Source organism: Methanolobus sp. ZRKC2 (assembly GCF_045291185.1).
In the GTDB taxonomy this organism is placed as follows: Archaea; Halobacteriota; Methanosarcinia; order Methanosarcinales; family Methanosarcinaceae; genus Methanolobus.
The window spans coordinates 2,588,201-2,605,971 of record NZ_CP146980.1 but is presented as its reverse complement, the minus strand read 5'-3'; the positions used below and the strand labels follow the sequence as shown (position 1 = coordinate 2,605,971).

The 17,771-nt window shown below is 37.0% G+C and carries 14 protein-coding genes; 9 read left to right on the top strand and 5 right to left on the bottom strand.

Going from position 1 to position 17,771, the window contains the following annotated elements:
- Positions 1–32 precede the first annotated feature (32 nt).
- Positions 33–404 carry a DUF6713 family protein gene (locus V7O62_RS12490; RefSeq protein WP_406656661.1) on the bottom strand — a complete coding sequence of 124 codons (372 nt, stop codon included), beginning with the start codon at positions 402–404 and terminating at the stop codon, positions 33–35.
- 221 nt (positions 405–625) lie between these two features.
- Between V7O62_RS12490 and V7O62_RS12485 the strand changes: the two genes are divergently transcribed.
- Positions 626–943 carry a B12-binding domain-containing protein gene (locus V7O62_RS12485; RefSeq protein WP_406656660.1) on the top strand — a complete coding sequence of 106 codons (318 nt, stop codon included), beginning with the start codon at positions 626–628 and terminating at the stop codon, positions 941–943.
- 102 nt (positions 944–1,045) lie between these two features.
- On the opposite strand, the gene V7O62_RS12480 is transcribed toward V7O62_RS12485, so the two are convergent.
- Positions 1,046–1,789, bottom strand: a complete 744-nt coding sequence (locus tag V7O62_RS12480) for a hypothetical protein (protein WP_406656659.1) — start codon at positions 1,787–1,789, stop codon at positions 1,046–1,048.
- 532 nt (positions 1,790–2,321) lie between these two features.
- Between V7O62_RS12480 and V7O62_RS12475 the strand changes: the two genes are divergently transcribed.
- Positions 2,322–3,431 carry a C39 family peptidase gene (locus V7O62_RS12475; RefSeq protein WP_406656658.1) on the top strand — a complete coding sequence of 370 codons (1,110 nt, stop codon included), beginning with the start codon at positions 2,322–2,324 and terminating at the stop codon, positions 3,429–3,431.
- A 999-nt stretch (positions 3,432–4,430) separates the two neighbouring features.
- Here the strand turns inward: V7O62_RS12475 and V7O62_RS12470 are convergent.
- Positions 4,431–5,351: a cation diffusion facilitator family transporter gene (locus V7O62_RS12470; protein ID WP_406656657.1), complete on the bottom strand. Its 921-nt coding sequence runs from the start codon at positions 5,349–5,351 to the stop codon at positions 4,431–4,433.
- 416 nt (positions 5,352–5,767) lie between these two features.
- Between V7O62_RS12470 and V7O62_RS12465 the strand changes: the two genes are divergently transcribed.
- A complete protein-coding gene (locus V7O62_RS12465; protein ID WP_406656656.1) occupies positions 5,768–6,436 on the top strand; it encodes a hypothetical protein in 669 nt (222 codons plus the stop codon).
- 143 nt (positions 6,437–6,579) lie between these two features.
- Here V7O62_RS12465 and V7O62_RS12460 read toward each other — a convergent pair whose 3' ends face one another.
- Entirely contained in the window at positions 6,580–6,897 is a 318-nt protein-coding gene (locus V7O62_RS12460; protein WP_406656655.1) for a ferredoxin, read from the bottom strand.
- Between the two features lie 177 nt (positions 6,898–7,074).
- Here V7O62_RS12460 and V7O62_RS12455 point away from each other — a divergent pair, with 177 nt between their 5' ends.
- The 3 genes from V7O62_RS12455 (at position 7,075) to V7O62_RS12445 (ending at position 8,676) form a co-directional block, all read left to right on the top strand.
- The gene (locus V7O62_RS12455; protein WP_406656654.1) at positions 7,075–7,284 is read left to right on the top strand and encodes a hypothetical protein; all 210 of its coding nucleotides are present in this window, start codon (positions 7,075–7,077) and stop codon (positions 7,282–7,284) included.
- 84 nt (positions 7,285–7,368) lie between these two features.
- Positions 7,369–7,830: a hypothetical protein gene (locus tag V7O62_RS12450; RefSeq protein ID WP_406656653.1), complete on the top strand. Its 462-nt coding sequence runs from the start codon at positions 7,369–7,371 to the stop codon at positions 7,828–7,830.
- Between the two features lie 324 nt (positions 7,831–8,154).
- Positions 8,155–8,676, top strand: coding sequence for a GerW family sporulation protein (locus V7O62_RS12445; RefSeq protein ID WP_406656652.1), 522 nt, complete (start codon positions 8,155–8,157; stop codon positions 8,674–8,676).
- Positions 8,677–9,019: 343 nt separating this feature from the next.
- Here the strand turns inward: V7O62_RS12445 and V7O62_RS12440 are convergent, their stop codons facing one another.
- Entirely contained in the window at positions 9,020–12,202 is a 3,183-nt protein-coding gene (locus tag V7O62_RS12440; RefSeq protein WP_406656651.1) for a response regulator, read from the bottom strand.
- 252 nt (positions 12,203–12,454) lie between these two features.
- Between V7O62_RS12440 and V7O62_RS12435 the strand changes: the two genes are divergently transcribed.
- The 3 genes from V7O62_RS12435 (at position 12,455) to V7O62_RS12425 (ending at position 17,768) form a co-directional block, all read left to right on the top strand.
- Positions 12,455–13,618: a M28 family metallopeptidase gene (locus V7O62_RS12435; RefSeq protein WP_406656650.1), complete on the top strand. Its 1,164-nt coding sequence runs from the start codon at positions 12,455–12,457 to the stop codon at positions 13,616–13,618.
- Between the two features lie 59 nt (positions 13,619–13,677).
- Entirely contained in the window at positions 13,678–13,914 is a 237-nt protein-coding gene (locus V7O62_RS12430) for a hypothetical protein (protein WP_406656649.1), read from the top strand.
- A gap of 449 nt (positions 13,915–14,363) precedes the next feature.
- Entirely contained in the window at positions 14,364–17,768 is a 3,405-nt protein-coding gene (locus V7O62_RS12425; RefSeq protein WP_406656648.1) for a P-loop NTPase fold protein, read from the top strand.
- Positions 17,769–17,771: the final 3 nt, after the last annotated feature.

Below are 17,771 nucleotides of genomic sequence, written 5' to 3'. Positions count from 1 at the left end.
TATTTGTGTAAAAAAACATGTTTCCGGCACTTTCAGAATAAGAGCAGAAGTGTGTAAACCAATTGCACCAGCGATATTATGAGTGTCGAAACCAGGATTAGTATGGATATTGTACTCCTGAATTCATCCCTTCCTTTTAACAAGAAGAACGTATGTGCCGTAAAAGCAAAGATACCACTGACTGAAACAAGCAATGAGATCAGCAGTCCATAATAGTTTTGCTGGTACACTAATACCAAGCCATATAGTACTATGAAAAGAACCGGAAAGTGAATAAGCAGGAATGTGTTTATGCCCCCAGGAATCCTGAACAGTTTCCACTCTTCCCAGTATGCGGAATCAATCTCATGATTTATGAGAAAAATTGAATTTAGCAGATATATCCAGAATAATGTTTCATTCATAGTCCATTTTTTAGTTCAGTGTCCATGACATTTATATTAACTGATAAGTGAATTGTAAGTTTTGCAATATATTCTATTGATAAATATATATTTCTGATAGACAATGCTTATATTAAACTGAAACTATAGAAGTCATCGGGACCCGATGTGGGTTTGAAAAACAGATTAATCGTCAAGAAACCTTCTTCTTAAAAGCAGGTTTCATAAGGACCGGGAAAATAATGGATACTCAAAGCTCAATAAATAAGCATGTTTTTGACAAGGCCAGATGTGCGGTCATTGATATCAACGACACAGAAGCTATAGAAGCAGCCCAGGAAGCCCTTGATATGGGAATTGATCCTGTCGATGTTATCGAACAGGGATTCGTAGAGGGAATGAGAACTATGGGTGACAGGTTCGAGGAAGGGAAATTGTCCCTTGTCCAGATACTTGCCGCCTCAAAGACAATGAACGTAGGTATAGAAATATTGAAGACAAAAGTTATTGCCACCAATGAGAACACGGGTTTTTTCGGTAACCTTGTTGTTAATTATTAGCTTTGAAGTGGCGCATAGATTTAAAAACGGTTTAACCGATTTCCCTTTTTCTGAAACTTTTATTTATGGATTTTAGGTACCTTACAGGGTTGGCCGGACATTTTATAAAAAGTGCTTATCGTTGTACGAAGAACCTGAACTTTCTCCACCTGTCAGGTCAATAGTAGCATTGACAAGTATTTGATGACTCAGAGGCATTGTAAGGAAAATGCCAATGAAATAGACAGATAAATTCAGTGCCATAGGCCATTGTAGAAACAATCCTGCATAATATGGAAGCACACCTGCCAATGCAATACAAGCAATTATGATGCACAGGATCGTGCTCGCAACAAAATTCTCCTTTACCAGCCCAATACTTTCTGTTAGAGCTTCTGTGATCCTGTATTCTTTGATTACTAACAAGGGAAGGACGAATAGTATGAAAATTCCAGGAATTGAAATAATGCAGGCTACGACAATAGAAATCAGGATCATTAATGCAATAATGGATGTTTTCGGCAAGATCGTGCCAATTGACGTAAGTAATACAATAATGGAGATTCCCAGAACCAGATAAATCACTGCCCATACAACCAGGAATAACACAGCCACAGCTAATATAAAAAGACTATAAACCCAGCTTCTTACAAAATTGCCGGAACGGAAGCCATCGAATACATCACTGGCATTAACCTTCTCTTGATTAGCTCCCTTTACAAGCATCAGAACAAATCCGTAGAGCAAAGGAGGGCCTGTGATTACCAGCATCGAACCAAAAGCAAGAACCAGCGTTGCTAATCCATAGGCTACAATATTGCTAAGAACATTGTTGAATGAATTTTTAAACAGTCGGCAATATTCCATAATATTCCTTCATTTTAATATATAATATAAAGATAATATAGCATATTAAAAGTTATTGATAAGTAGTCCCATATAAATCACGATTTTTCGCAATTTTCAAATCAGCAATTCAGCTCACCTTCAAAAACGTAAAGAAAGAAAGAACCAAGAATACCTCTTCTTTATGTATTTACTTCTTAATTTTTTCATCGACTACATTACAATAATGCGAAAAAAGTATTTTTTGATGCTCTCAAAAACAGGTTTTCTACAAACTCAAATGAGCAGCACTAAAATATAGATCGGCAACAGAAAATCTTTACATCATCATCATAAGTATTAGGATATCGCTATGCAGAGACACTTATTTATACTGGTGAAGAGACTTTTGCTTAAGTCAGGCCAATAATAGATCCAAAGTATATTATCTTTACTGTAATACAAAATAAGTCTGAAATTGCAGTGTGGTCTGAAAAGGAGTATGAGTTAACAGGGGGACTGTGTCATTATTCGAAGAATTGACCTGCCGTTTATGGTCAAAATGCTCTGCATAATGCTGATTTTATGCAATGTAGTAGCAACAGGCGATATAGGAAGATTGTCTGCTAACCCGGAGAATCAAAATGCTGCCAGAATAACCTTGCCTGTGCCTTACTACGACCAGGGAGACACCAGCTGGTGTATTTATGCCTGCTTTTCAATGATGCTAAATTACAATAACAGACAGGTGGAGCCATGGGAAATAGCTTCATACTTCAATTCAGGACATAACGAAACTTTCGAAGGACAGTATGATTTTTTTGATAATTCACTAGAAGATTATTTCATGGAAAACTGGTCAGTCAAAACAAAAAGAACACTGTGGGGATACAATATTGGCAATTTCGATGTGGATAATTTCAATTCTATGATAAGGAACAATGTAGACAGAAGACAACCTGTTTTGCTGGCTTTCCAGTATCCGAATTCAGAAGGGACAAAAGAAGGGCATGCCGTTATCGCAGTTGGTTATGATGAAGAGTACATATACCTGACAGATCCAAGTGGTGCCATAACAGAAGACTTCTTTAAAACCGGAGAGGAACATATTGCAGCACCGGTCACATGGCATGATTTCAACGAAAAGCTTGTCAGAAATATAACGCCCACAAACATGGCATTTACAATAGAGATTATGGAGGATGCACCTGAAAGTAGTCCTGAAGGATCTATATATCTCATAGATAATAGTGACAACAACTATAGTTATGTGTGCTTCACAGATCGTTTCAATGCTAACGATGTCGGACTTTTGCGTTTCGATGGCAAACATGATAACGGATACCACTTCGTTCGGAAAGGAGAGATATCCGTCGAGAGAAAAACATCTGTCAGAGATGCCATGTCCCTGTACTTTACGGTTGCAAATCCCACCCCTGAACAGAAGAACTACACAGTTGTCAGTAAAGCAATAAACAAAAATTCAGGAAATACTGTAGAAGGTTTCTTTTTCTCTACAGATGTAAACGTGGAAAGCCGTGAAACCATCTCAAAAGGAATTAATTACTCGAATCAACTTGAAAAAATCTCGGATGACGATTATTGTTTCGTATTGACATTGCTTGACGAGAATAAGCAGGAAATAGACTCTTTATCGATAGAATTATACATACCCTCATACTGACCGGATGGTAACTGCAGTATATATCTTATTCTTGAAATACATAGCTTTTAATCCAAAGAATAGCTGGAAGGACAGGCAATTTTAGAAAAATAAACATCAGAGATTACCCATGATAGGCTACATAGCAGGAACGTTAACTACTATTGCTTTTGTGTTCCACCACAGGAATGATGCTGTGGCTGTTCCACGGAGTATCGATAAACGATTTTGCACTCATCATCGCCAATAGCATCTCAGTCACACTGGCATCTATTCTCCTTTTTTACAAAATAAAGAAGGATTATTTTAGTGATGAAAGAAGCAACTTTCCGAAGACAATACATGATGAAGAGGCAAATATTTCATGAAAATATCCAGCATGTCAGAAAGCAAAACACACCGAATGTTAGCGACGCCTATTTATATTAAACTTAAAAAATAAAATCAATAGATTATTTACTACCCCTTTATTTCCACTGGAAAATATATAGAACTCGTGCTAATCAAACAATGGAGATGATTTAATCATATAATGCACAGTCCTATATCACACCCATGCATTGCAAAACCTCATACATTTTTCAATATATTTAAGGTATAATTTCTTCTGGCATTAAATTAAACTCTGATGTGAAATTCATCCAAGATATTTTTAAATATAATAAATTTAGTTCTCTAATTTGTAGATCAAAGCGCTAAAAGGCACCTGATCTTTAATGGGGGGTTAAGATATGAATAATCAATGGAGTGAAACGAATACGATAGCAACTGTAGTTGCACTAAAGAAGTCATTTTATGATGTAGAATATTAAATACCGGAGAACTATGGGGGGATACAATTGTATTGGGTAAGATTTTGGGAAGATGAAAATAATAAGATACTGAGAGAAGTACCGGTACATGCAAATAATAAGAGCGAGGCAGCTGACGCATTTAAACATGATTTTCCATACATAAGAAACTTTGAGTTGATCTCACCTTAAAAGCAAACAACAAAAAATTGATTCATATCATTTCCCATTATTTTTCAAAACCGGTTTCCTTTGTTGGATCGGATAAAAATGTAGGACATGTGTAATCTTTTATGGAACATTCCTCGAACTCGAATTCAAGATTTGCATGTCTGACATCATATTTTTTAAGTTTCTGTTTCAGTATTTTCTTTAAGTTTTCTACTTCAGCCATATCCTTTTCAAGAGTAAATATGTGAGCGTTCAGAGCATTCACCTGCGAGCTCAGACTCCATAGATGCACATGGTGCACACCTTCCACACCTTCAGTGTTTTCTATATCGGATATCACATCTTCTACGTTGATATCCTTCGGGACGAACTCCAGCAATATCCGAAGACTTTCCCTGATTACAGGAATTGAAGTCAACATTATGAAAAGAGCTATTATTACACTAAGGACAGGATCAACTATTACCTGCCCGGTGAAATATATCCAGAGAGACGCAACAATAACGGCAACTGAGGATAGGGTATCCGTGAGAACATGTAAGAACGCACTTTGAACGTTCAGATCATGGCTTCCACGTAGCATCAGGGCTACATAAACGTTCACTACCAGACCCATCAATGCAACAATAAGCATTAGTCCACTCTCAACCGACCTGGGTGCGAGGAACCTTTGATATGCTTCCGCTATCACCCATAATCCAATTCCTATTAGTAAAAAACCATTTATCAAAGCAGCAAATATCTCCACCCTATGATAACCAAAAGTTCGAGTAATGGTTGGTTCTAAACTCCTTGAAATTTTGATTGCACCAAAGGATACTATTAGCGAAAACACATCCCTTAACATGTGTCCTGCATCACTTAATAAAGACAAAGATCCTGATAAGAACCCTCCGGCCACTTCCACGATGAAAAATCCAAAGATCAGCAGAATTGCAAATTTTAATGAACGCTCAATATCCACATATTCCACCACCATTAGATATCAGGGAAGTTTACTATATACTCTTTGGATACCGTGTAAATCATACTGCTTATCTTAAAAGCTACAAATAGGTCATTTGCAGTATCATAGAACTTGACAAGAGCAAAATCCACCATATTGTTCCATTTCAATCTCTTTTTCGTCCGGATCACATGCAATTTGGGAGAGGTTTCTTTACTTATACAAAAAACAGATTGCAGGGCCACATGTGACTTGATTGGATAAAAAGACTTATAACATACGATTAACATACACCTTCGTGCGGGAGTAAACTAATGCAAAGAGCATTATGAATATTTGTAATACTGACAAGTGTGCTTTGATCATCGAATATGCTAGTCCCGAAAGTAGCGATGAGATATAATATAGATAGAAATTCACGCTATCAGTATAAAGAAGGGGGTTAATTTGTGAGAAAGCAATTGATAATATTGTTCGCAGTACTGCTAGCTGTATTCCTTGCTATTGGATGTACATCTACAGATACTCAGGACCAACCAACTGAGAATCAAACAACTGAAGACCAAACTAGTGAAGAAGACATGGTGGAAGAGGATAATGAGTCCATGGATGATGAAGAAAACATGACAGAAGATAATGAATCCATGGATGATGAAGAAAACATGACGGAAGATAATGAATCCATGGATGATGAAGAAAACATGACGGAAGATAATGAATCCATGGATGATGAAGAAAATATGACAGTAGATAATGAGTCCGTGGATGATGAAGAGATGATGGTCAACGATACACTGGAAGGTGAAGAAGTTACCATCACTGAAGACGGCTTTGATCCTTTTGATGTCCAGATCACCGTTGGCGACACTGTTACCTGGACAAATGAAGACGATAGAGCACACACTATTAATGATGATGAAGGTGTCTTCAACTCAGGAGAACTTCAGTCCGGTGAATCATACAGCTATACATTTGAGGAAGCAGGAACATTTACATACGGATCTGAAGAAGACACGTCCTTTGAAGGTATGGTAACTGTAGTCACCTCCACCGGAGAAACAGATACTGGAGAAGATAACACAAGTGAGGATGTGGTAGTAGTACCATCAGACGCATAAGATAATCATTAATGTGCTCTGAATGATGGTTGCAAGGAGAATGGCAGCTTTCTACAAGTGCTCCCTGCCTCCTTACTTTTCATCATTTTCAGATACCGGTAATATATACTATTTTACTAGATATTAAAGAAAAAAAAGAGATTTCAGCCATCGTTTCCGATAGCATCAACCGGACAGCTTGCTAGTGCTTCGTCACACATTTCTTTTTCTGAATCGTTTTCCGGCTGCTTGTGAACATAGGCATGTGTGCCATCGTCAGTCATTTTGAAATTTTTAGGAGCAGTATCCACGCACAGCTCACATCCTATACATTCCTCGTCAACATAATATGGACCAAAGGAACTCTCAGGAACTTTGTTAGTATTATCAGCTATATTTAACCCCCCATATACGATATAATAAGATTGTATATTCTGCACAAATAAGTCATTTTCGATAACAATAGTACTTGTTAAAAACATAATCAAGCATATTGTACCCTTGTAATCTTTTTTCACCATTGGATATGCTTTTCAAGAAGAGTAGATGGCATTCTTTACTTGTATCAAAAATTAAAATAGGAAACCATATACGGCATACTTGAGTAAAAAGACTTATAACATACGATTAACATACACTTTAGATACGGGGGTAAACTAATGCGGAGAGCATTGTTAACATTCGCAGTACTGATAGGTATGTTTTTGACCATCGGATGCACAAATCCCGAAAGCGACGATACAATAGAAGATGACGACGAACCGGGAGTGGAGGATGATGATCTTGGATTTGAAGAATCTTTTGAGGCAGTAGCCGAAAATTCGGATGATATTCCAAGTGTTCAGGGAACCGGGAACATGGTCATCTGAACAAATTCATACATCTTTGCAGTGACAAAATCACTGTGAAAGTTAGCAGCAACATAAAAATCAGTACTATAAGGGGGTTAATTTATGAGAAAGCAACTGATAATACTGTTCGCAGTGCTGTTGGCTGTATTCCTGGCTATTGGATGTACAACAACAGATACTGAGGATCAACCGACAGAGCCAACTACAGAACCGACAACCGAAGAAGACATTGAAGAAGATGTCTCAGACGCCGAACAAGACATAGAAGAGGATGCCTCAGAAGCTGAAGAAGACATAGAAGAAGGTGCTTCAGAAACTGAAGAAGACATAGAAGAGGATGCCTCAGAGACTGAAGAAGATATAGACGAAGGTGCCACAGATGTCGAAGAAGGCATAGAAGATGAGGAAGAAGACATTGAAGAAGATACCACGGATGCCGAAGAGGATGTAGAAGGTGAAGACGAAGAAATGGATGATGAAAACGAAACCATGGATGACGAAGAAATGATGGATAACGAAACCGATGGAGAAGATGAAACTCAAGTAGTACCTGCAGATTCATAAGCAATTTGTGCAAGTAATGGGAACATTTTTCCTCTGGTTTTAGACTTCAGGCTAAAAACGATTCAATTTTTTAGGCCATTGTTCAGTTCGAGAATAAGACTGTATTAAATAGCGATATCCCATAGCAGAAGGTTTGGAATCAGCCAAGATTTTTATGCCAATTATGGGGAGGTAGAGATAGAACTCAATATCAAAAAGCAGCAATCCAGTGTTGCTGATACATATTAAATAAATTATTGATTTTTCGGATTCACTTTTAAACTATAAGACACATATATCAGATATAGACAAAAACGTCTGTAATCCATATCGGGGAGGAGTTATATGGGTATAGAAGATTTAATGAAGGAAATCACAGACGAGAATGAAAGTATAATAAATTCAAAAACCTTGCTCGGAGAACCTTTTACATGGGCAGGGAAAACAGTAATGCCTGTAATTAAAATGTCTGCAGGGTACGGAAGCGCTGGCGGAGAACGTAAAAAAGAAACGAGCCATGGCTTTGCAGGTGGCGGATACACGGGTGTCAATATGGAACCCATAGCTTTTGTAGTCATAGCAGACGAAGATGTCCGGTTGCTAAGCATAACAGGGAAACATAGGTACAGCAGCGTAATAGACCTAATCCCTGAAGTAGCAAGTAAGCTTCCTGAAGCCATGGAGAGAGCCAGAGAAGCAAGCAACGAAATTGCTGAAAAGGTCAAAATCAAGTCAGAGGAAGCAGGCAAAAAAATCAAAGAAAAAAGAGAGGCAATGAAGGAAGAAGCCGAACTTGAAGAAGCAGAAGAGCTCACAGAGGTTGCAGAAGAAGAAACAGAGGGTAATTGGGAAGGATCGTCAAAGTAACTCAAGATAAAAAAACTTACCCATATTTCCACTACAGAAATTTAACAGGTTATAGTTCCATGGCATTCAGTGGTTCCTCCACTGAAAGCCTGTGTTGTACGAAGGACTTATTCTCTTTTTTCTTAGGCATTATGCCAGATTCTTATGGCAACTCAAGTGTATAGCAGCCTTCTTACCACTAGCTAGAACCTGCCTTAATATCACAGGGATAATAGGTTTATTATGATCTGCACAACCGCAGAATCTGTGATTAATTCAGATTTTTTGCTTCTGAAACCAAGTATTCACAGATACATAAAAACAAAAGCATAATGTAATAAAGTTTACAATGGACGAAAAACTGTCAAATATTCGTTAACTCCTGAACCAATAAATCATACTGTTTTTCAAGTTCTGGCAGGATCAGGGCTATTTCATCCAATCGGTTTTCCTTCCCCGCTTTATCCAACTCAGCAGCAACAGTGCTCAGAGCCATTCCTCCGATACTAGCTGATGAACCTTTTATCCTGTGTGCATACCAGCTTACTTTGTCAGTTTTTCCGTTCTCTATGCATTCTCTAAGAGATTTTACCTGTTTTGGAGTATCCTCAAGGAAAATTGAAATTAATCGCCTGGCAAGACTCTCATCATCCATTACCCTCTCAAGAAGTGCTGATTTATCAAATATCTGCATGTCTGCCAGATTAACTGGTTCTTCTACTAGTAAAGTATCCCTTCCTTTATCTTTTTTCAAAATATTCTGCCATTTGATCATTAATTCCATGAGTGAATTTAATGAAACAGGCTTAGCTATATAATCATCCATACCGGCTTGAAGGCAGCGTTCTTTATCTCCTTTCATTGCATGTGCAGTCATTGCAATGATGGGGATCTCATGATCAAGAACAAAAGATTGTGAATCCCGTATATGCTCTGTAGCCACAAATCCATCCATTTCCGGCATCTGCACATCCATGAAAACCATATCATATGGTAACATCTCCAGTGCTTTTATAGCCTCTTCCCCGTTTGCCACAGTGTCAACACGACAGCCTATTTTTTGCAGCATGCCTCGAGCTACCTTCTGATTGACTATATTGTCTTCAGCAAGTAATATCCTCAAATTCTTATGATATGAGACTGAAGTTGAAAGAGTTTTCAAATGTTTCTGCAAGTTCTGTCGTTTTTCTTCCATCCCCAATACACCGGACAACACATCAAGTAGTTCCTGATGTCTTACAGGCTTGGTAAGATGGGCTTCAAAGTACCTCTCTTTGACATTTTGCGGGTTGAGGTTTTGGCCCAAGGAACTTAGCAACAACAAAGCAGTATCCTTAATTCTTTCATCTGATTTGATTATCTTTGCCACAGATTCCCCATCCATGCCAGGCATTTGCATGTCCAGAATAACTACCTCGAACGGTTCATTATCTTCCTGTGCACGGTACAAGGCCTGTAATGCCATCGACCCATTCCCTACATCTCTAACTTTTGCACCCCATGAAGATAACTGCTTGTAAAGTATCTCACGATTTGTGGCATTATCATCAACTACAAGGATGCGAGCATCATAAATTTCTGCAGAGGCAACGTCCCTGTGACCAGTATTCGACTGCTTGACAAATTTAATCTTAAACCAGAACTCTGAACCTTTGTTCTCTACACTTTCCACACCAATCTCACCATCCATCATTTCCACAAGCTGTTTTGAGATGGCAAGACCAAGTCCTGTGCCTCCAAACCTTCTTGTAGTTGATGTATCTACCTGGTAAAACTTGCCAAAGAGAAGATTTTTTTTATCTTTCGGGATGCCAACACCGGTATCACGGACAGAGAAACGTAAGAGTACTTCGGAATCAGTTTCAGACTCAAGACTCACATGTACTACAACTTCGCCCTTATGTGTGAATTTGACTGCATTACCAGCCAGGTTCATCAGTACCTGCTGCAAACGTCCCGGATCGCCCGTGACATAGGCAGGTACATCCGGCGAAGCTGCACAGATAAATTCCAGTTCTTTCTCATGAGCCTTGCTGGAAAGCATAGCAGCAAAATCATCAATCAGATTATGCAGATTGAAATCCACCGTTTCAAGTTCTAGCTTACCAGCTTCGATTTTTGAAAAGTCCAGAATATCATTGAGAATCGAAAGCAAGGATTCCCCGCTAAGTTGTACAGTTTCTGCATAATGCCGTTGCTCACCGGTTAGTTGGGTATCGAGAAGCAAACCAGTCATACCGATAACTCCATTCATGGGAGTTCGGATCTCATGAGACATATTAGCAAGAAACTCTGACTTGGCTTTGTTTGCAGCTTCAGCATCCAGTTTTGCATTTCTGATTTCTGTTATGTCTACTCCGTATTCCACAACACCCATTGTATTGCCTGAATCGTCTTTTATGGGAGAAACAAAAATCTGAAATGCCTTCCCGGTTCTTATTTCACGTATATCAGCAGGGGTTGTTGTTTCAATTATTGTTCTCCCCGTTGAGAGAGCCTCCCCTATTTTGCACCAGGGACAGGGAGATTCCCTTTGCATGAATACTTCGTAACATTTTTTCCCAAGGAGGTCATTAGAAGAAGCACAATTTGCCATTTTTAACCTGAAATCAGCATTATTATGGGCAATGATATTATATTCAGTATCTACTACATTAAGGGTTCCGGGAATCAAATTGATTATGGATTGGAGTAATGTCCTGTTCTCCCGGAGTTCCTGATCTGCTTTTTTGCGCTCAGTGATGTTTGACAGGAAGAGTGAAAGCCCGACGACATTTCCTTTGTCGTCCTTGAGAGGACTGTAAACATTCTCATACCATTGCCTGTTGAGTGAAGAATCCCCATATTCTTCAATCATTGTGAAAGCTTCACCTGCAAGTACACGATCAAAGTTTGCTTTTGCCTTTTCCCGGTCTACAGGGTCTTTTATATAGCTAAGCATATTGACACCAACCTCGATACTGGCATTCCATATATGCTCCATTGTAGCTTCATGGTTTTTGTTGAAAGCAAGATACCTGTATTCCTTATCAAGAGCGAATATTACAACGTTTTCAGGGCTTTCGATTATCCCCTGAACAAAATTATACGCCTGCCTGTATCTTTCTTCATTTTGTTGGAGTGCGTCTTCAGCTTCTTTTCTGGCAGTAATATCCAAAATTGTTCCCTGATAATGAGTAATCTCACCATTATCATTTCTTTTAATAACCGTACGGTCATCTATCCACCTGACATTTCCATCAGCGGTGAGAATACGATATTCCTGGGAAAAATCACCTATTCCCTTTTCTGAATATGTTTGAACTTCCAAAGCAACTCTTTCCATGTCATCGGGATAGATAATATTTTCAAAAATAACGTTCATTGACAGAAAATCATCTGGAGAATAACCGAACTGTGAGACGTTCTCAGAAACATATTCAACGGGCCATCCGTCTTCGGCTTTCCACAAAAAAACAACTACAGGACTATAATTTAGAATTTGCTCTAAAAGGCTATCATACCGACTATGATGGGGGTTTGCAGAATTTTTTTCACCACAATTCATTCCGGATTTCACCTCTGAGAACTGATTGTGTAACAGTTACAATGAATCGTGGAAAATATATATACTTACTGATAGCGGATGTCTCCCCGGGAAATATCTAGCTTGCAACCAGGAGAATATACATGCTAAAAGGAGAGAGGGAATGGTTGAAGAAACTGCCGAAGATATGATGATGTATGGAAATAGTCATACTGGAAAATATTTAAAAGAAAAGTTACAGAAAGAAAAATGCTACCTGAGGAAGTGTGCGATATGATTGAAATGGCAGATTTATCCATAGAAAGACCAATTGGAAGCCATAGTAATAACCATATTCTGGAATTAATTAAAAGCGAGTTTGCGGATTGTAATTACGACCTAATCTCTTTACCAATTAAATGCCAATACTGGAAAAAAGGAATCTCATCAATAGGACAAGGTGACATCAGGCATGAGCTCTTAACAAGCCCATTTTCAAGAAATTATAACGGAAAGGGAAGACTAATCGTTTGTTCAAAAATCCTGGATTTGGAAAACAGTGAAATTGAAAATAATATTCTTGTGTTAAAAGATGAGATTACACAGATTCCACTGATGCCTAAAGATTTCCCATTCTATTTCCCGGATGAGAATAAGAAATTCTATGAATTGGTAGAGAAATCAAATCCAGCTTGTATTTTAACTCTTACAGGAAAACACCAGATGTCAGGCCTTGACCCGTATCCTTTCTTTGAAGATGGAAATTTCAGTATCCCATCCTGCTATGCGTCAAATGAATTGGATTTAGACAAACTTGACCTTACAAAAGATATTGAAATTACCATTGATTCAAGTGTTGAAGAGCGAGAGACAGAACAATTGATTTTGCAGAAGAGAGGCACATCAGATGAAACCATAATTATCTGTGCACACATGGATACCAAGTATGGGACAGACGGCGCCCTGGATAATGCAAGTGGACTATATACCCTGTTGCAGATCGCTAAGAGGCTGGAAGACGTAAAAACAAGATCTAATATCCATATCGTGCCTTTCAATGGGGAAGAGTACTTCGGCGTAAGCGGCCAATTGAAATATCTTGACTATTTGAAGGATAACGAAAAAAAAGTCAAATTAGTTATAAACATTGATTCTCCCGGATATCGTGACTCAAAGAATGCACTGTCATTTTACAATATTGAAGAGGATAGAGTCAATGATAATTTAAGTGGCATAAATGATGATGTAGTGAAGGGAATGGATTGGTATGCAGGAGATCATGCAATATTTGCTTTTCAGGGCATCCCCTGTATTGCAGCAACCTCAAGCAACCTGTTTGAAGAAGCGATAAATGTAACTCATACTTCAAAAGATGTCTTAGCAAATGTGGATACTAGTTTGCTTAATCGCTTGTCTGGAGACTTAATTGGTATTCTTCTGAAACTGGATTGGGAATAAAATTTTCAGATATTTTTTTCAACACAAACAATTTACAAAGACAGATATAAAGTCTTTATATGTATGCATACAAGGAATTTAACTATGTCAAAAAATGTATCTTAAGAGCGGACCTTTATCAAGCAGTTGGTGAGTTAGCTGCAGATCGAAGAGTTAGAGAACTCGCACCAATTACCGCTTTTGACAGAAGCAAATTTTTTTTGTTAACTCTGCTAGGTATCGACTGGATTACGCTGAACCTGACATTGAGCTGGTGTTTACTGATCCTGCGTGACTGTGGCTGCCTGCAGATATAGTGACGCACCAGCATTTTTTGGAGTGATGCTTTTCGAAGAAATACAGCACGGTCAATGTTTGAATAGGACTAATCTGCAACTTAGAAATGCAAGGCTTTTACGCACTTGCCGACTTGACGCTGGGAGGGGTCGCACCTAAGAGACAAGCGAGCGTGAATTTTCAAAATGTGCCTATCCTCAGGATACTTGTCACTTTACTCTTTTTCTTGTTTTTTGGAGTAATTAGTGAGCTTCTGAGTCTGTTTGCATGACATATTTATTATATACTGTTAATTTAAATTAGAGGAATATTTTAATATTTTTATCAAAATCTTATCGAAAAAATAATAGTATTGTAAAACATACTGTGCAAAAGAATGAAGTTGATTATTGTAGAAAAAGATGTATGAAAAATATTACATTCATATGTGACAATCTTTCAAAAAATCGGTACAATCAAGGGATAAGATATGAGCGAAAAAAAAATAAATAATTATGAATTTAATTTACTTGCAGATGAAATTGTTGATATCGATTTTTTTGAAGATAAAACTCATGAAAATGTAGCTGAGACACTATACAAATTAATTAAAAAAAGTGATAGTGGCTTTACAATTGGAATAGAGGGATCATGGGGTTCAGGAAAGTCAACAGTCGTTTCAATCTTAAAAAGAAAAATGGAAAAAGAGCCTGAATTGTTCCACTATTTTTATTTTGACGCATGGGCGCATGAAGGTGACCATTTACGAAGGATATTTTTGGAATCTTTTATTTCTCAATTAAATACAGGATCACAAAAGCTTAAAGATTTAGAAAAAGAAATTTCAAATCGCAAGCGTAAGACGGAAACAACTACAAAACAACATGGAACAAATCTCGGAAAATTGCTCGCATTTTCGGTTCTATTTGTGCCTTTGGGTGCAGGTCTTGTTTCTGGAGCCGATATTCTACAATTATCTTTGTATTGGAACGGAAACCCACAATGGTTTTTTTTGATTGGAACTTTCTTGTCGCTCATGCCATTGTGGGTACTTGCATTAAATGCGTTCCATTTAAAAAAACGTGATGAATATACATGGAGAGAGATTTTCAAGGGCAAATGGAAAGATATGCTTAAGTCAGATAACTGGGTTTTTTTAGAAAGCAATAGTGAAATCACTACTACACAAGAAATATCTGAAGAAGAAGAGCGTTCTTCCGTGGAATTTGAGAAATATTTTAGAGATATATTATCTGAAGTTTTTCGCAATAAGAAATCTAGCAAACTGCTAATTGTTGTTGACAATCTTGATCGTATTGATGCAGAAGATTCATTGAAAATTTGGTCAACCCTACAAACCTTTCTTCAACAGAGAAACCCTTCAAAATCAGGTTGCCAGTTCTACGAGAATATTTGGATTATTGTTCCTTATGATATGTATGGACTTTCTAAGCTCTGGGATAATGGGAAATATTTAGAAGCTGATTCCATAGAACCTAAATTGGGGTCTTGTGCAAAATCGTTTTTCGATAAATGTTTTCAAATTCGTGTTGAAGTTCCTGAACCAATCTTTACGGGATGGGAAAATTTCACAAAAGATATGCTGAATAAAGCGTTTGAAGGTTGGGAGGATAACGAAAAAAAAGAAGTATTAGAAATATTGAAATTGACACGTCAAAATCTTGGTGATACTCCAACCCCTCGTCAAATTAAAAACTACATCAATCAGGTAGGAATACTTAAGTTGCATGTCGGCAAAGAAATCCCTATAAAAAGCGTTGCATATTATTCAATATATAAATATATAAAAGGTTCTTCGACAGGATCAATCAAAAATGATTTGATAAAAAATGTCTTACCTTTACCTAAACATAAAGACTTTTTACCACCGGAATGTAGTAAACATCTAGCAGGGATTATTTTTGGAGTTAAGCCGGAAAAAGGGAACCAACTACTTCTTGAACCGGAAATTGAAAAAGCTTTGTTAAGTGCAGATGGTAGGGAATTGAAACATATAGCAGAAGTCCACCAAGATGGATTTTGGTCAGTATTTGATTATCATATAAACAATATACTTGTAACAAGTGATTCGTTTAATTATTCAAAAGCAGTTTATGATGGCTTATGGGAAAAGTATGAATCTGAATGTGACAGGTTTAGATTGAAAATAAAGGAATCTTTTGCAAAAGAAATACCATCTCTTCCTGAAGATGGAAAGATTGAAGACTATTTGCCCATCATAAAAATGAATTCGGACAGCATTTTTCTTGAAAAAATATGGAATGTTGTTATAGTAACCTTAGAATCAAAAATTAAAGGAGAGGAAGATTTTAATTTCGAAGATAATGTAAAGTTCCTGAAAAATATTGTTGAAAGCCTAGGAGATACTCCAAAATCATATACATCTTCAAAAATTGGCATTGAGCAGTGGATTAAGTGGGCCAAAGCAGCGAATTTAGAGGAAATACCTGCATATCTATGGATGACGCCTACCCAACTTATAGTTGAAGAGGTTAAAACAGCTGAGGGTACAGTACTGTCTGGAACAAAAGAACTTTTATCATATTGTATTCACTCAGGAATTACTGGTTGGGAAGAAGTTGCTACTGCATGTCAAAATCACCTATCAAAAAATAATGGTTCAGTAAATGATCAAAGTTCGAAGGAAATACCTGAGATTTTGCTATTACTTACTATACATGATCAAGCTTCTCACAAAGTAATTGAACGAATTCTTCGGAGTGGCCAATTCCATAATTTTGTTCAAACGCAACAAAATAATGAAGTAAATATCTATTCAGCTTTTCTAATGGCATATTTCTTTAAAAACGGACTGCATGATATTGATATTCCAAATGTTGTGAATTCGATGGATGGGGTGCAATTAATGCGGACTATTTGGTTGACAAATAATGAACCTAATGCAATCGAAATGCTAATACTTCTAAAAAAATATAATAAGCTTGATCTCGTATGGGACATGGCTGAAAACAAAAAAAATCAACTTGTTATTGGAATTATACATTTTGCTCTTGAGGATAATATTTTAGAATTGTTCAATTGTCCTGGTGCACTAACGAAGTTGCAAACTGTTATAGAAATGATAACAGACATTGATATGCAGGACAGATTAGTAACGCAATTCATTGAAAATTCGGATGTAGAAAAGGAGATTAAAACCACTTCTAACTTAGACGTTTTTAAGTATGCTGAAGCACTTAATTCAATTTTGAGAAAATCAAAAGACAATGATATTGTTCGTATCCTTACAATACCTATGAAAAAAATAGATCAGAAAGGGTGGGATACGTGTTTTATTGATAATAAAAACCCAATACTACTAGCTCTAGAAATAAAAAATAAAAAATCGGACTTTTCACTTGAAAATGCTTATTTAGGTACAATTTTTGGATTTGCTCAACGGTGGAGTAAAGATGAAAACAGGGTGGATGATTGGCATAAAGAAAAATGGATTGATCTTGTGAATCTACTAGGAGAAAGTTTTCAAAAGCGTTACAAAGATAAAATCACTAAATTGTTGTTAGATAATGATTTTGTTGTTACAAAAGAGTTCTGTGAATATAATCATGGTTTTTTTGACTATCAGACTTTGTTCAATAGTGAAAAGACAAAACTACAAACTTCATTTGCAGAAGCAGTTGAAAGCAATGGTAATTTTGATTGTTTAGAAATATTGGATATAATCCTGAATATTGATAAATCTAGAGATTTTATTCCAGATAGTTACATCTCTGATGCCGAATCAGAACCACTTATGAATCTTTATGAAGCCCAAGAAGATGATAACAAAAAAGATATTCTAAAACGACTTGCTCATAAATTCAATATTGAAATCATAGAACAAAAATCGGAATCTCAAGAAGAAATAGAGTAAACA

Excerpts from the sequence above, each read along its gene's own strand:
- V7O62_RS12490 (WP_406656661.1), bottom strand. The coding sequence starts at position 404 with ATGAATGAAACATTATTCTGGATATATCTGCTAAATTCAATTTTTCTC.
- V7O62_RS12485 (WP_406656660.1), top strand. The coding sequence starts at position 626 with ATGGATACTCAAAGCTCAATAAATAAGCATGTTTTTGACAAGGCCAGA.
- V7O62_RS12480 (WP_406656659.1), bottom strand. The coding sequence starts at position 1,789 with ATGGAATATTGCCGACTGTTTAAAAATTCATTCAACAATGTTCTTAGC.
- V7O62_RS12475 (WP_406656658.1), top strand. The coding sequence starts at position 2,322 with ATGCTGATTTTATGCAATGTAGTAGCAACAGGCGATATAGGAAGATTG.
- V7O62_RS12470 (WP_406656657.1), bottom strand. The coding sequence starts at position 5,351 with ATGGTGGTGGAATATGTGGATATTGAGCGTTCATTAAAATTTGCAATT.
- V7O62_RS12460 (WP_406656655.1), bottom strand. The coding sequence starts at position 6,897 with ATGTTTTTAACAAGTACTATTGTTATCGAAAATGACTTATTTGTGCAG.
- V7O62_RS12455 (WP_406656654.1), top strand. The coding sequence starts at position 7,075 with ATGCGGAGAGCATTGTTAACATTCGCAGTACTGATAGGTATGTTTTTG.
- V7O62_RS12450 (WP_406656653.1), top strand. The coding sequence starts at position 7,369 with ATGAGAAAGCAACTGATAATACTGTTCGCAGTGCTGTTGGCTGTATTC.
- V7O62_RS12445 (WP_406656652.1), top strand. The coding sequence starts at position 8,155 with ATGGGTATAGAAGATTTAATGAAGGAAATCACAGACGAGAATGAAAGT.
- V7O62_RS12440 (WP_406656651.1), bottom strand. The coding sequence starts at position 12,202 with ATGAATTGTGGTGAAAAAAATTCTGCAAACCCCCATCATAGTCGGTAT.
- V7O62_RS12435 (WP_406656650.1), top strand. The coding sequence starts at position 12,455 with ATGATTGAAATGGCAGATTTATCCATAGAAAGACCAATTGGAAGCCAT.
- V7O62_RS12430 (WP_406656649.1), top strand. The coding sequence starts at position 13,678 with ATGTATGCATACAAGGAATTTAACTATGTCAAAAAATGTATCTTAAGA.
- V7O62_RS12425 (WP_406656648.1), top strand. The coding sequence starts at position 14,364 with ATGAGCGAAAAAAAAATAAATAATTATGAATTTAATTTACTTGCAGAT.